Source organism: Thermomonospora umbrina, from assembly GCF_003386555.1.
GTDB classification, from domain to species: domain Bacteria; phylum Actinomycetota; class Actinomycetes; order Streptosporangiales; family Streptosporangiaceae; genus Thermomonospora; species Thermomonospora umbrina.
In genome coordinates, this window is the sequence record NZ_QTTT01000001.1 from 6,466,107 (window position 1) to 6,478,695 (window position 12,589).

Sequence of the window (12,589 nt, forward strand, 5' to 3'; positions counted from 1 at the left end):
GTCGGCGGGTGGTCATCGTGCGGCGGTCTTCTTCTCGATGAAGGCGGCCAGACTGCCCAAGGTGGCAAAGTCGGCGACGTTGAGGTCGTCTTCGGCCAGGGTGATGCCGAAGGTGTCCTCGCATTCGACCACCAGTTCGGCGAAACCGAGCGAGTCCAGGCCGTAGGCGTCCTGGAGGCTGTCGTTGGAGGTCATGCCCTCGGCGGGGACCTCGACGTTGAGCTCGGAGACCAGGATTCTGGTGAGTTCGCGGATGATGTCCATGGCCCTTCCTGAGTGTGGACGGAGACGCGGGGTCACAGGGCGACGGCCTCGATGATCGAAAGCTCTTCGAAGCCGGCCGTCGGCAGGACGCGGGCGAGCTTCAGGCCGGCCTTCCTGAACAGGGCGTCGAACTCCTCTTCGCTGCGTTCCCGGCCGTTGAACACCGACATCATCAGCAGGTCCAGGGTTCGGCCGTAGTGGGTGACGTTGGGCGGGGGGACGACGGCGTCGACGACCAGCACCCGCGCGTGGTCGGGCATGGCGCGGCGGCAGGATCGCAGGATGAGTTCGGCCTTGTCGTCGCTCCAGTCGTGGACGATGTGCTTGAGCAGGTAGATGTCGGCTCCCTCGGGGGCGGAGGCGAAGAAGTCCCCTGACACGGTCCGCCAGCGTCCTGTCGTCTCCGGCCGGTCGAGCACGTGGTCGCGCAGCACCTCGTCCTGGTCGTACAGGATCCCGGTGAGGCCGGGGTTCCCGGCGAGCACGGCCCGTAGGAGCCCGCCGTGGCCGCCCCCCACGTCGACGACCGTGCCGGTCTCGGGAAAGGGGAAGGTGTCGGCGACGATCTGGTCGGTGGAGCGGGAGTAGTTGGCCATGCCCAGATGGAAGCCCGCTCCGATCGTCGGGTGTTCGGTCAGATGGTCGAAGAACGGAGCGTCGAAGATTTCGGCGAACACCGAGTGGCCCTTGCCGACGGCGTCGGCCATGCGACCGGCGGGCCGCCAGAAGTAGTCGGCGGTGAGCATGGTCACCGCGTCGCGCAGTGAGTGCGGTGCGTCGCTCACCAGCAACCGGGCCAGGGGCGTGAGGTGGAACCGCTGCTGCCAGTCCTCCCGGAAGATGCCCCGGGAAGTGAGCAGTTGGAGCACGCGCTGTAGGAAGGCGGCGTCCACCTCCACCAGTGCGGCCAACTCGGTCGCGGTTCGGGGTTGGCCGCTGAGGTGGTCGGCCACACCGAGGCGTGCCGCCACGCCCAACGCCGCGCTGTCGAGGTATACCAGCGCTCGGCTGATGAGTTCCTTGGTCAGGGGCAGGTCGGCGGGTGGGGTGGGCTGGTTCGGCGTGGTGTTCATGTGCGTACCGTTCTCCTACGCCTCGTCAGGCGTGGTCGTTGCGCGGGGGTTGCGGTTCCTTGATCAAATGCCAGTGGGTGCCGGTCTCCTTGTTCCAGCGGCGGTGGAGCGGGTCGTGGACCAGCCGGCTCACCACTCCAACCGGGGTGACGATGGTCAGGTAGGCGAGGGCGAGCAGGACGGTGAGGGCGGCAGATCGCATGGGGCGTGGGTCCTTCGACGTCGCTGGCGGGTGCGTTCGGGTTCGGGTGTGTGTTCAGTCCAGGGGGATGGTCGACCTCCAGTCGGCGGTGTCGGACCAGTCCGGCTGGTCCCTTTTGTCGAGGAGGAAGTGGCCCATGGCCAACAGGTCGATGTCGGTGCGCATGAAGCAGGTGTAGGCGTCGCCGGGGGAGGCCACGATCGGTTCCCCGCGCACGTTGAACGAGGTGTTCACAAGGACGGGGCAGCCGGTCTTTTCCTTGAACGCGGTCAGCAGCCGGTGGTACAGCGGGTTGACGTGCTCCGTGACCGTTTGGATTCGAGCCGAGTGGTCGACGTGGGTGACAGCGGGCACCGTGGAGCGTTGCAGACGCAGCCGATCCAGGCCGGTGGCGTCGTCTTCGCCTGCGGGGCGCTCCAGCCGCTGATCGACTGATACCGGGGCGACCAGGAGCATGTAGGGGCTCTCCTGCCGCAGGTCGAAGTAGTCCTCGGCGTCGGCGGCCAGGACCGATGGCGCGAAGGGCCGGAACGACTCCCTGAACTTGATCTTCTGGTTCATGGTGGACTGCATGTCAGGGTTGCGGGGGTCGCCCAGGATCGACCGGGCCCCCAACGCCCGAGGCCCGAACTCCATCCGCCCCTGGAACCAGCCCACCACGTTTCCCTCGGCCAGCGCGCAGGCCAGCCTTGCCACCAGCTCGTCGGTGGACAGCCGCTGGTAGGGGATGCGCCGCCGGTTCAGGAACCCGGCGATGTCGGTGTCGGTGTGACAGGGGCCGAGTAGCGCACCTGACATCGCGTCGCGGCCGTCGGCGGCCACCTTTCGCGGCGTTCCGGCCCGCGCCGCGGTCCGGGCGGCCACGGCCAGCGCGGCCCCCAACGCGCCTCCGGCGTCACCGGCCGCCGGCTGGATCCACAGGCGGTCGAAGATGCCCTGATCGGCCAGCCGTCCGTTGGCCACGCAGTTGAGGGCCACGCCCCCCGCCATGCACAGCCGCCGCTCCCCGGTCAGCCGCCGGGCGGCTCGGGCCAGGCCCAGGACCGCCTCCTCGGTCACCGCCTGGACCGAGGCCGCGAGGTCGAACTCCCGCTCGGTCAGCGCTTCCTCGGGCTTGCGGGGCGGCCCGCCGAACAGCGACTCGAAGGCCCGGCCCGTCATCCGCTGCCCGTGCAGGAACTCGAAGTGGCGGGTGTTCAGACGGAAGGAGCCGTCCTCCTTGAGGTCTATCAGGTTCCGGCGGATGACCTCGGCGTACCTAGGGCGTCCATAAGGGGCCAGCCCCATTAGTTTGTACTCGCCGGAATCCACCTTGAATCCACAAAAGTCGGTGAAGGCGGAGTACAGCAGCCCCAGCGAGTGCGGGAACCGCATCTCGGCGAGCAGACGCAGTCGATCGCCCCGGCCATGCCAGATGGTCGTGGTGGCCCACTCGCCCACGCCGTCCATGCACAGGACCGCCGCACTGTCGAACGGGCTGGGCAGGAAGGCCGAGGCCGCGTGGGACTCGTGGTGGCCCCGGTACTCGATCTCGGGGACGCGACCCCGGTCGAGGTCGGCCAGGTGCCTGCCCAAGGTGTGCTTGATGCGGTACTTCCAGGAGAGCCAGTCGGGCATGACGTCCCGGAAGGTCTTGAGGCCATGGGGGGCGTCACCCAGGAACGTCGCCATGACCCGGCGGAACTTCAGGGCGGGGTCCTCGTAGTAGGCGACCTTCGCCACATCGTCCAGCCTCGCCTCGGCTTGCCGCAGGCAGTACCCGACGGCGTGGGCGGGGAAGGAGGAGTCATGACGGACGCGGGTGAAGCGTTCCTCTTGGGCCGCCGCGACCACGACACCGTCGTCCACCAGGGCGGCGGCGCTGTCGTGGTAGAAGGCCGAGATTCCCAGGATCAGCTCAGACATCGGTCCCGCTCCTGTCGCGAGCGGTCGGTGGATGCCGGCGTCGATGACGTCCGCAACGGTCCTTGAGTTGGCCGACCATGCCGCTGGCCAGGTCGCCGACGTGGGAACGGCGTGTCGCCGGCGCAGAGGTCAGCGACCGGTAGCCGATGCGGATCCTGTCCCAGGTCCCTCCGGGCTCCGCGCCCTGCTGCGACAAGGGCAGCGAGAGCATGTGGGCGTCGACAGCATCGGCCGCCCACGCCGAGTGTCCGGTGGCGACGTTGTCGATGGTGTTGTGAATGTCGACGAACCGGGTGCTGAATCCGTGCGCCTTCAGCGCCTTGTGGGACTGGCGGTAGGCCCCGCCCACGCCGGACAGTTCCATGGCCACGTTCAGGCCGAGGATCTCGGGCAGGAAGGAGGTCGTATGCCGTCCGATGCTCAGCCAGTAGACCGGCAGCCGGAACGACGCGTCGCGGAACAGCGGCGACCGGGCGAAGTCGCGGGAGCCCGTCGGTGGGACCTGGACTCCCATTTCGGTAAGAAGCCGTCGGAAGATCAGCGGGTGGTTGAGGTCGGGGCGTCCGTTGCCCAACTCGTCCCAGTAGATCTGGAACAGGAAATGGCCGGCATCGGACGAGCCGTGGGCGTAGTCGGTGAAGCCTTGCAGCCAACTGCCGTCGATCAGGGTGAGCGGTGCGAGTTGGACGGTGGAGTCGATCAGCGCCTCGCGGGAGGGCAGGGCTTCACGATCACCGGAATGGAACTGACGGGCGTGCCGCTCGTGCTGTCCGGCCAGCCAGGCGCGCAGCCCCTGAGCCGGCCAGGTGCGGGGGAGTTGGTGGGGGCTTTGCCCGTCACGGCGCAGTTGCCTTCGAGCGCCGTTGAGCCACTGGTGCACGTAGTCCAGGGCGTACTCGCGTAGGGCCGGTGTTTCGGTACGGCGTTGCAGCAGGTGGTAGGCCTCCCGCAGGCCGGTGGGCCGGCGGTCGGCGGGTGCCTGGTCGGGGGCGGTCCGGCGTCCGGGACCTGGGCGATGATCTTCATCGCCGGGCGGTGCGGGCCGGGGAACCCGGGAGACGGTGCTGTGGGGGAGCGAGGCGATCCAGCGCTGGATGACCGCCACGTCCTGCCGGGTGAAGATCCTGAACATGGGGCCTTGTGGGCTGATCAGCGCGTTGATCAGCGGGCTGGACTCGGGGTCGTCCGGCCGGACGAGCCTGCCGGCGGCCAGCGCGGCCATCAGGGGCGCCGGATCGTTGTGGCACTCCTCCAGCCACCTCGACAGCGGGCGTCCCGCGAGTTGGTGGTTCTGGTGGTAGACGGCCGCCTGCCGAGCCTTGTCCCGCAGCAGCTCACCCATCTCATAGGAGGCGTCCAGCCGGAGTCGCAGATCTTGCGCCAGGCTCTCGTCCCAGCGCTGCAGGACGTCCAACGTCCACTGGAAGCCCTGAACCAGGGCCTTCTGGTCATGCTCCGTGTCGGGGCGCGGCATCGGCGGGCCGGTGCCGTCGGGCATGACGGGGTCGGGGACGGCAGGAGTGAGCAGGGGCCGGTTCTCCCGCAGATCGATGGCATCCCAGTCGGCGGCGTCCGGCAGCGCCAGTCGCAGCACGTGCGCCACCGGCACCAATCCCACGGTCCGCAGGCACAGGTCGACGCCGAGAATCTGCCACCAGAAGTCGTCGGGGCAGCGGCTCATCATCAACACCGTGCCCGGCAGATGGAACGCCAGGTGGTCGATCCGACGGTCGTTGGCCAGGAAGGCCGTTGGAGCAGCGTGGTCGGCGATGCCCAGCCGGCGCAACAACGCCAGGTAGGCATGACCCCGACTGGCATGGGGTCGACCCGCTCCCAGATCCGACGCGTAGCGAGCCAGCACGGCCAGCGCCACAGGATCGTCGGCGTTGGCCGGTGAGGTCATGCGTTGCAGCCACGCTCCGCTGGTCAGGGCCAGCGGCGCGAAGGCCAGGACCGCTCGGGGGACCAGCACCTGGTGGAGTTGGCTGTGGGTCGCCTGCCCCCACACCCGCCGATGGCCCTCGGTCGCGGCGTCGGCCCAGGCCAGCGCCCGATGCCGAAGCCATTGGGGGGTCGCTGGCTCCACCTCCGGTGCCGTGGCCTCGAGCAGTTCGGCGTTGAGCGCCTCGACCAGCGGGCGCGGGGTCGGCGGGCACTGGGCACCCAACGCGACGCGGTACATGTCACGGGGTCGGCAGGCAGCGTCGAGGCTGGGCAGCAGGTGGTCGACTGTCGTCATGGGGGGCGGCACGAACCTCTCCTTCCGCCGGCGGAACGACATGGCCCGAGGCGTTCACACGTCGAGTCTTGCGTTCAGAACATGGGGTAGATGGAAGGGTCGGCCTGGTCGGGGTCCTTGCGCCTTTTGGCGAACACCTTGTTCACGACCCTTCGGATGAGCTTCATGGGTGGTCCCTTCTCCGAACCCCAGGAGGGATCGGCATGGGCGGTGGGCTTTGCGCGCCCGGGTCAGGTCAGGCTGAGACGGTCGGCCAACAACCGGGCGACGATGTCGGAGCCCTCATCGGTCAGGTGAGCACGGTCGACGTAGAGCCACTGGTCGGGCTTTGTGGCATCGGCGAGCACGGGATTGAGGTCCACGAAGGGCATCGAGCGTTTCGCACAGGCGGCGCGCAGGACCTCGGCGTAGCGTCGCCCGACCTCCGGCGTGGTGATGACACCGCGCAGATCCTGGAAGGCCCCCAACCGCGCCATGTCGTCGTACTCGTCGAACAACGCCTGCTCCTGGGGCGCCGCCCGGTCGCGGACCCAGGTGGCGACCGGCTGGAGCACGAACGACACCCGTGCCCCGCCAGCCAGCCGACACCAGTTGTCCAGGTCGCGACAGGTCCACGCGGCGGCCTGGGCGATCAACCTTTCGGGGTCGGCGGTGGTGGCCGGCGAATCCTGGTCCGGGGTGGGGGCGGGCGGGTCGGTCTTGTGGGACCGTTTGGCCCTGCCCTTCTTCTGCTCGCGACGGCGCCGGAGAAGTTCCTCGGTCTGGTCCAGGTATTCGCCGCAATAGAAGAAGGCGCCGTGGTCGCCTTGCATACGCGGCGGAAGTCCGGTCAACACCAGGTTGTTGAAGCCGGTGAGCAGGACGATCTCTTCGATCTCGGGCAGGAGTTCGCGGTGGAGCAGTAGCAGCAGGACTTCCTGAAGGGAGTTGTAACTGCGGCCACCGAAGTTGAGCCATGGTACTGATGGCGCATGTCGCGACCACAGTCGCGATGCCAGCGTCGCATGGTCGTTGGTGGCGCCGACGCCAAAGACGATCGAACTCCCGACCAGCAGGCGTACGGGCCGATCGGGGATTCTCCCGCCCGTCGAGGCCGATTCGTCGACACCGTGAGAGATCCGAAATCCGAGCCTGTCGGTGTTGAGCACCTCGGAGTGGTAGTTCGCCCTGTGGAAGTACATCAGATACGGCAGGTATCTGACCTGTGCACGGTCATCGAAATCGTCGTACTGGCGCATCTGCGGCGTGAGCACGTACCGTTGCACGGTCACCGGTCCACCCCTTTGAAGACGCTTGGTCGAATATGAGGGGAAATCAACTCACCTGTTCCTGCGACCTGGCCCGTGGGGTCCATCACTGTCAACTGCCGGGAAAGGGCCTTGCGAAGCGCAAGGCCTTCGAAACGCTGCGCGACGGCCTTGGGTAGGAGGCGAAGATCCGTCTGGACCTGGGCCGCCAGAACGCCGCCCTGATGGATGGCGACACGGACGCTCAGCATCTGGCCGAGACCCTGGGATTCGCGCTCGATCAAGCGGCATTCAACACGGGCGGGGAACGGGAACAGGTGCTGGTGGAAGGCTGAGCGGATCTGCGGTACGCCGCCGATGACCCAGGTGTTCCGCTGGTCCGGAAGCAGCAGGAACTTCTCGGTGGTGGCCACCCACATGTGCCGGGCGACCTCCAGTACGACCAGAGCTGTCAGGTGCCCCTCACGGCGCTCGTCGTCCAAAACGTCCAGGCGCTCGTCCAGCCGCAGGGGAGCCACGAAGCGATCTGGCTCGATCCGCTCGATCCGGCCGACAAGAGCAGGGATCGCAGCGGAACCCAGCGATGGCCCGTAGACGGCCGGTGGCGTCACCGGCCCGCACAAGGCGACCGAGGCGCCCGCACGGTCGACCAACCGGACCAGTTCGGTGAGCTGCGACTCGGTCAATCCCTGGCCCACCAAGATCCGCAGGCCGGTCGGGGCGGTGGAGACGAGTCGTGCGAGCAATTCCGAGGCGGTGACCAACTGCTTTCCGTGTGACAGCTCACGGTAGTGATCACCGATCACCATCACCGTCTCAACCGGCATATCAACCCTCTCGGAGCAGGTCCTTACCCACACAGGACAAGGAGAGTGCGTTCCGTCCATGACGTCGATCGGCGACCCCTGCACGAAAGGTCACGTTCCTCGCTCGCCCAAGACGGACGTTCCCCTTGACTCCATTAGGCACAACTCCGACGGACCGGCTAAAGGGAGGGACACCCGGGAGGTGTCACTCTTTTCCGGACGTCACGCTTTGACGTTGCAGAGTTGAGTGCCATGTCCCCGCCCGCCTCCCGAGGCTCCGCCACTCGATTACCGCTCTCAGCACTGACAGAACGATCGGCTGGCCACCTCGTCCTGAGCCTTTGAGGGATGCGTCGAGCCGAGAGATCGCGGCGTCGGAGAGCATGGAGGGGACGTCCGGACCCACCATCCATCTGGCCGAGTTCGGAGGTGAGCCGGTCGAGACGGCCAGCATGACCCTGATGCCGCACATCACCGACGGCCGCCGCCCGAGCGCACCGATCGAAGACGTCGTCGTCACCTACGCCACCGTCGACATGGAATCGCCACCAGACTCCTCCAGCGGGCGCACGGACACCACCTGTGTCAAGGCCCAACCCTTGTCCCGCAAAGCGCACGCGGATCAGGTACGGACGCGGAGTTCGGGGAGTAGTGCGAGAGGAGAGTCCGCGTGAGTTCGTACACCTCGGAGGGTCATGCGACTTCGGCAGCAACGACGCCAGGATGCGGGAGATCGGCGGTACGGCCGATCTTCCCGATGCCACCGATCTCGGCGGTGCCGCAGGTCATCTTCCAGACACTCCCCAGGCCGTCGTCCGCCGGATCCCCAGAGATGCTCCCGGTCGATTCAAAGCGTTGCGGTGCGGGCCAGTAGGTGGCGTGCTCCGGCGTTGCCCGAGTGGGGTCTCAGTTGTGCCTTCATGTTCTGCAGGGCAGAGGTGACGCGGGCCGAGGACAGGTGGGGGTAGTCGTCGAGGAAGAGGTGCCAGGTGTGGACGGCCTGGTCGAGGTGGCCGAGTCTCAGGTGGAGTTCGGCCAGGCGCGCGGTGGTGATCGCGCGGGAGCGGCGTTCGTCTCCGGGGCGGTGGCGTAGGGAGGTCTGTAGGGCGGTGATGGCTCCCTTGGTGTCTCCGAGGAGTGCTCTGACCGCCGCCTCCTGGTGGGCGAGCGCGGCGGGGTGGTAGTCCCCGATGACCTCCGACGTGGACCCGGCGGTGGTCTGTGAGGGTCTGGTCGGGCATGGCCTGGTCTGCGAGGTCGCCTGTTCCAGGCGGCGTTCGGCGGCGGACAGGGCCGACAGCGCCGTCGCGCGGTCGGAGTCGGCCGCGGCGGCGACCGCGACCTGTCCGAGAAGGAAGGCGTGCCGTGCTGGGCTTGCCTTCCTGCGACCGGTGGCCGCGGCCGTCTCTGCGAGGACGAGCGCTTCGTGATGATGTCCGAGTGAACGGGCCTGGACCGACATCGCGCGCAGAATGACGGCGTAACCGGCCGGGTCCGCCGCCTCGATGGCCAGGTCGAGGGCCGTGCGATGGTAGCGCTGAGCGATGGCGTGCTCTTCGTCGTCGAAGCACATGAAGGCGCACAGATAGGTCAGTTGGGTCGCGGCTCGGAACATCCGCAGGCGCAGCTGCGGTGAGGCTGCGCCGCCCAGCAGCGGCGCCACGTCATGAGCGAGGTACGCCGAGAGCGGACCACGGGCGTAGCCGCCGCCGAAGGCGCCGTCGTTGTCGATGAACAGCCGCACCATCTGTTCGATCGTCTCCACCTGCGGGGCCGTCACCGTCTCGGCGTGGTGTGCCGGCGAGACCGACGTGGTCTGCGCGGACGCGGCCCGGGTCCACGTCGGCACGTTCAGCAGGGCGAGTCTGTAGGCGTTCTCCGTCGGAACCCGCCGGCGCCGCTGCTTCTGTCCGAGCTCGCGCAACGCCGCCGCCGGGTCGGTGGCGCCGATGCCCTCGTCCCGTGGCCCGGCCGGTTGGGCGTGGGGACCCGCTGTCGCCGGGGCGCCCTGCGAGCGGAACGATGACCGATCGCGCGCCAGACCTGTGTCGGCGATCGTGACCGGGCGGCCGAGGGCACGAGAGAAGGCCTCGGCCACGATGGCCGGCGCGGGCGGCCGAGGTCGACGCCCCGCCAGCCAGAACGACACCGTCTTCCGGTCGAAGGAGAGCGCGACCCCCTGCTCGGCCGCGACCGCGCCGGCGTGTCTCGCCAGCTCGGCACCGCTCCATCCGACCTCATCGAGCAGGGCGCGCAGCAAGTGGTTGGGAATCCGCGAATCCGCCATTTCCGTGCTCCACTATGGGGGTGACCCTGTTCCCGATGCTGCTCCGTGTTGAGAGCTATGAGGAGTATACCTTGATTTCATGGGTCGAGTGTCGCGGCAAGCCGGTGATGTGAGCGAGACGTGGCGCTCATGCGAGACATGTTTCTGCGCCGTCGGGCTTGGCGTACGAGTCCGTGGGTGGTGCACTGATGGGCGGGGCTCATCTCCCCGGTCGACCGCTCCGACAAGGGGTGAAGTCGACTGCGACCGATCACCGCACTCGAACTCCCTTTGACGCCGCATGGCCCCAGTCGTCACATTGTCATCGTGATCGATTGACATGGACTCGTCCAAGGCGATGCTCTTTGTCATTATGGTGTTGTGGGACGCGTAGGTCTGGAACGCCAAGGGCCGCGATGATGTGTCATTGGGAAACTGATGTCGATGTGCCCCGGCAGGGTGGATTCGTCTATGGATGATGGTGGTGCGCCAGTCGGATCGGTTCGAGCGCCGCCGGGGTATCGCGTCGACCCCGGCGGCGCTCCTGGCTCGCCGGTGCGTACGGACCCATCGCCGAAGACCGCGGCGCACCGCTGAAGGCATCCCTCCCGTTGACCACCGGCCGACTGCCTCGCACCCGGACGAGGGCGGGCTCCGGGCCGCTGGTTCTCTGGGATGCCGAACGGTCGAACGATGATCTCGTCGCCTCGTGCGGGTGGGCGGTGCCCGCCGTGAGTCGTTCAGGGTGCGCCCACGGTGTTCGACCGTCGATCCGGAAGGATGTCGGAATGGCAGGGCGGATCGTGAATGCGGTGCCTTCCGCATGTTATCGCCAACGTTCGGGATCAAAGCGGGAAATGGTGCCGGAGCGGAGTCAGGTGCGGAGATCAATGAACGGCGCTCAGGCTCGATGGCCGACGTCGGCTCGTGTCGTCCGGTGGATGGTGCTCCCGCCACCACCTCGGCGCGAACATGATATGCCGCATTCTTTGCTTTTTCGCACTCCGCATCGTGATCGTTTCATCCTCATGCTATTGTTGATTGGTTCAGTGGAGCGTGATGAAGCTAACTCTGAGGCGGCAGCAAGTCCGCGTCCCCGGTGGTCGGATCGGGCAGGTGCTGGTGCCCCCGTGGTTCACCGATCCCGAGCGGGGCATGGTGCGTTGTGACGCGGCCCCTCTGTTGGCCGTCTGGTTGTCGAAATCATTGTCAGGCGCCGGTGGCCGGCCTGCCGTCGGAAATGACGGTTCCCACGGCGTGGAATTGTGCGCGGCGCTCGGGCCTGCGGCCGCCGTCGCAGGGGACGACGGTTCGCCGGTCAGCGGGATCATGTCCACGGTGTCCTGGGCGGATCGCCGTGGTGGCGTCGGCGGTTTCGCTCTCGTGACCCATTGTGACGACCGTGTCGCCTTGGAGGCGGCGGGGGAGGCGATGCGGCAATGGGCGGGGTTGCTACGGAGCCGCCGTCTGCTCCTGACCGACATGCCCGCACTGTGTCGAGGCGGACGACGCGCGGCGCAGATGATCGATGCGATGACTCGCGAGGCGATCCGGTCGGATGGCGGACGGGTGTTCGTGGTCGGTCGTCCCGTCGCGGACGAGACACGACTGGTCGCCTGGAAGCTGTCAGGTGTGGTCCATGTCGATGACCTCGATGCGGTGCCCGATGGGGCGCCGGTGGTGTTCCCCGCGCACGGTGTCTCCCCCTCGGTCCGCGCGGAGGCGGCCAGGCGTTCCCTGCGAGTGGTCGACGGGACGTGCCCGCTGGTGACCGCCGTTCATGCCGACGCCGCCGCTTATGCCGCCAGAGGCGATCACGTGGTGGTGATAGGGGACCGTCGGCACGCGTCGCTCCCGATACTGGCTGCCTGTGCCGGCCCGGCCGCGGAGGTCGTCCACAGCGCGTTGGACGTCCGGTCGTCGACGACCGGGGCTCACGGCTCCGAACCGGGCCCCGTGTCGTTCGTGATCGACCCCGGGATGGCCGTCGAGGACGCCTTGCCGATCGTGACGGCGCTACGGGACCGCGTCCCGCGGTTGGCCGGACATCACTTCGATGTGCTCTGCGATGCCGCGTCCGACCGTGCACAGACGATCGCCTCGGTATCGTCCGGCAGTGAGCTGACCCTCATTCTCGCCGCCGACGAAATCGATCCCGACGCTCAGGACGCCTTGCGGATGGCCACGGCGCATCCGTACCCCCGTGGCCCTGCCGGGTTCGATGAGGGGCGGGCCGGCGGATCTTGCGCGGTGGACGTGGTGACGTGCCTGGCGGACCTGAAGCCTGAGCGCTTGGCCGGTGTCACCGCGGTCGGGCTGGTCGGCACCCTGTCCGCCCCCGCAGGGCTGCGGGAGCAGGTTGTCGCGGCGCTGGCCGGGCTCGGTCCGCTGACGTGCAGACGACGCACCGTCGACACCGCACCTGCTCCCTTCAAGGCCGGCGAACCGTCCGATGAGCGCCTGGGGGACGACGCGTCCCCGGCGATGGGCCCACCCGTCCGAGTCACCGACCGGGATCCCGCGTTGATCACTGCACGTTGCGTCGTCCCGGACCCCCCCGACACCCTCGTTTGATCACTGGGGGACA

General features: G+C 67.9%; 9 protein-coding genes. 1 reads left to right on the top strand and 8 read right to left on the bottom strand.

All coding sequences use genetic code 11. The annotated features are described in order from the left end of the window. Nucleotides 1–12: 12 nt before the first annotated feature. The 8 genes from DFJ69_RS29235 to DFJ69_RS29270 all read right to left on the bottom strand — a co-directional run bounded on the left by DFJ69_RS29235 (nucleotide 13) and on the right by DFJ69_RS29270 (nucleotide 10,023). The gene (locus DFJ69_RS29235) at nucleotides 13–264 is read right to left on the bottom strand and encodes an acyl carrier protein (RefSeq protein ID WP_116025567.1); all 252 of its coding nucleotides are present in this window, start codon (nucleotides 262–264) and stop codon (nucleotides 13–15) included. Between the two features lie 32 nt (nucleotides 265–296). Beyond that, entirely contained in the window at nucleotides 297–1,337 is a 1,041-nt protein-coding gene (locus DFJ69_RS29240) for a methyltransferase (protein ID WP_116025568.1), read from the bottom strand. Nucleotides 1,338–1,362: 25 nt separating this feature from the next. Continuing rightward, complete coding sequence (locus tag DFJ69_RS34585; RefSeq protein ID WP_170177827.1) at nucleotides 1,363–1,539, bottom strand: hypothetical protein; 177 nt, start codon at nucleotides 1,537–1,539, stop codon at nucleotides 1,363–1,365. A gap of 54 nt (nucleotides 1,540–1,593) precedes the next feature. After that, nucleotides 1,594–3,444 carry a carbamoyltransferase family protein gene (locus tag DFJ69_RS29245; protein WP_116025569.1) on the bottom strand — a complete coding sequence of 617 codons (1,851 nt, stop codon included), beginning with the start codon at nucleotides 3,442–3,444 and terminating at the stop codon, nucleotides 1,594–1,596. After that, on the bottom strand, nucleotides 3,437–5,683 hold the full coding sequence (locus DFJ69_RS29250) for an iron-containing redox enzyme family protein (protein ID WP_170177828.1): 2,247 nt from the start codon (nucleotides 5,681–5,683) through the stop codon (nucleotides 3,437–3,439). The genes DFJ69_RS29245 and DFJ69_RS29250 overlap by 8 nt, the downstream gene beginning before the upstream one ends. A gap of 230 nt (nucleotides 5,684–5,913) precedes the next feature. Then, a complete protein-coding gene (locus DFJ69_RS29255; RefSeq protein WP_116025571.1) occupies nucleotides 5,914–6,954 on the bottom strand; it encodes an SGNH/GDSL hydrolase family protein in 1,041 nt (346 codons plus the stop codon). After that, nucleotides 6,951–7,757, bottom strand: coding sequence for a hypothetical protein (locus DFJ69_RS29260; protein WP_170177829.1), 807 nt, complete (start codon nucleotides 7,755–7,757; stop codon nucleotides 6,951–6,953). The genes DFJ69_RS29255 and DFJ69_RS29260 overlap by 4 nt, the downstream gene beginning before the upstream one ends. Nucleotides 7,758–8,583: 826 nt before the next feature. Then, nucleotides 8,584–10,023, bottom strand: a complete 1,440-nt coding sequence (locus DFJ69_RS29270) for a tetratricopeptide repeat protein (protein WP_116025574.1) — start codon at nucleotides 10,021–10,023, stop codon at nucleotides 8,584–8,586. A 1,038-nt stretch (nucleotides 10,024–11,061) separates the two neighbouring features. On the opposite strand from DFJ69_RS29270, the gene DFJ69_RS29275 reads away from it, so the two are divergent. Continuing rightward, complete coding sequence (locus tag DFJ69_RS29275; protein ID WP_147312458.1) at nucleotides 11,062–12,576, top strand: hypothetical protein; 1,515 nt, start codon at nucleotides 11,062–11,064, stop codon at nucleotides 12,574–12,576. The last annotated feature ends 13 nt before the right edge of the window (nucleotides 12,577–12,589 follow it).

Coding starts and splice junctions, on each gene's coding strand:
- DFJ69_RS29275 (WP_147312458.1), top strand. CDS start 11,062: ATGAAGCTAACTCTGAGGCGGCAGCAAGTCCGCGTCCCCGGTGGTCGG.
- DFJ69_RS29235 (WP_116025567.1), bottom strand. CDS start 264: ATGGACATCATCCGCGAACTCACCAGAATCCTGGTCTCCGAGCTCAAC.
- DFJ69_RS29250 (WP_170177828.1), bottom strand. CDS start 5,683: ATGACGACAGTCGACCACCTGCTGCCCAGCCTCGACGCTGCCTGCCGA.
- DFJ69_RS29270 (WP_116025574.1), bottom strand. CDS start 10,023: ATGGCGGATTCGCGGATTCCCAACCACTTGCTGCGCGCCCTGCTCGAT.
- DFJ69_RS29240 (WP_116025568.1), bottom strand. CDS start 1,337: ATGAACACCACGCCGAACCAGCCCACCCCACCCGCCGACCTGCCCCTG.
- DFJ69_RS29260 (WP_170177829.1), bottom strand. CDS start 7,757: ATGCCGGTTGAGACGGTGATGGTGATCGGTGATCACTACCGTGAGCTG.
- DFJ69_RS29245 (WP_116025569.1), bottom strand. CDS start 3,444: ATGTCTGAGCTGATCCTGGGAATCTCGGCCTTCTACCACGACAGCGCC.
- DFJ69_RS34585 (WP_170177827.1), bottom strand. CDS start 1,539: ATGCGATCTGCCGCCCTCACCGTCCTGCTCGCCCTCGCCTACCTGACC.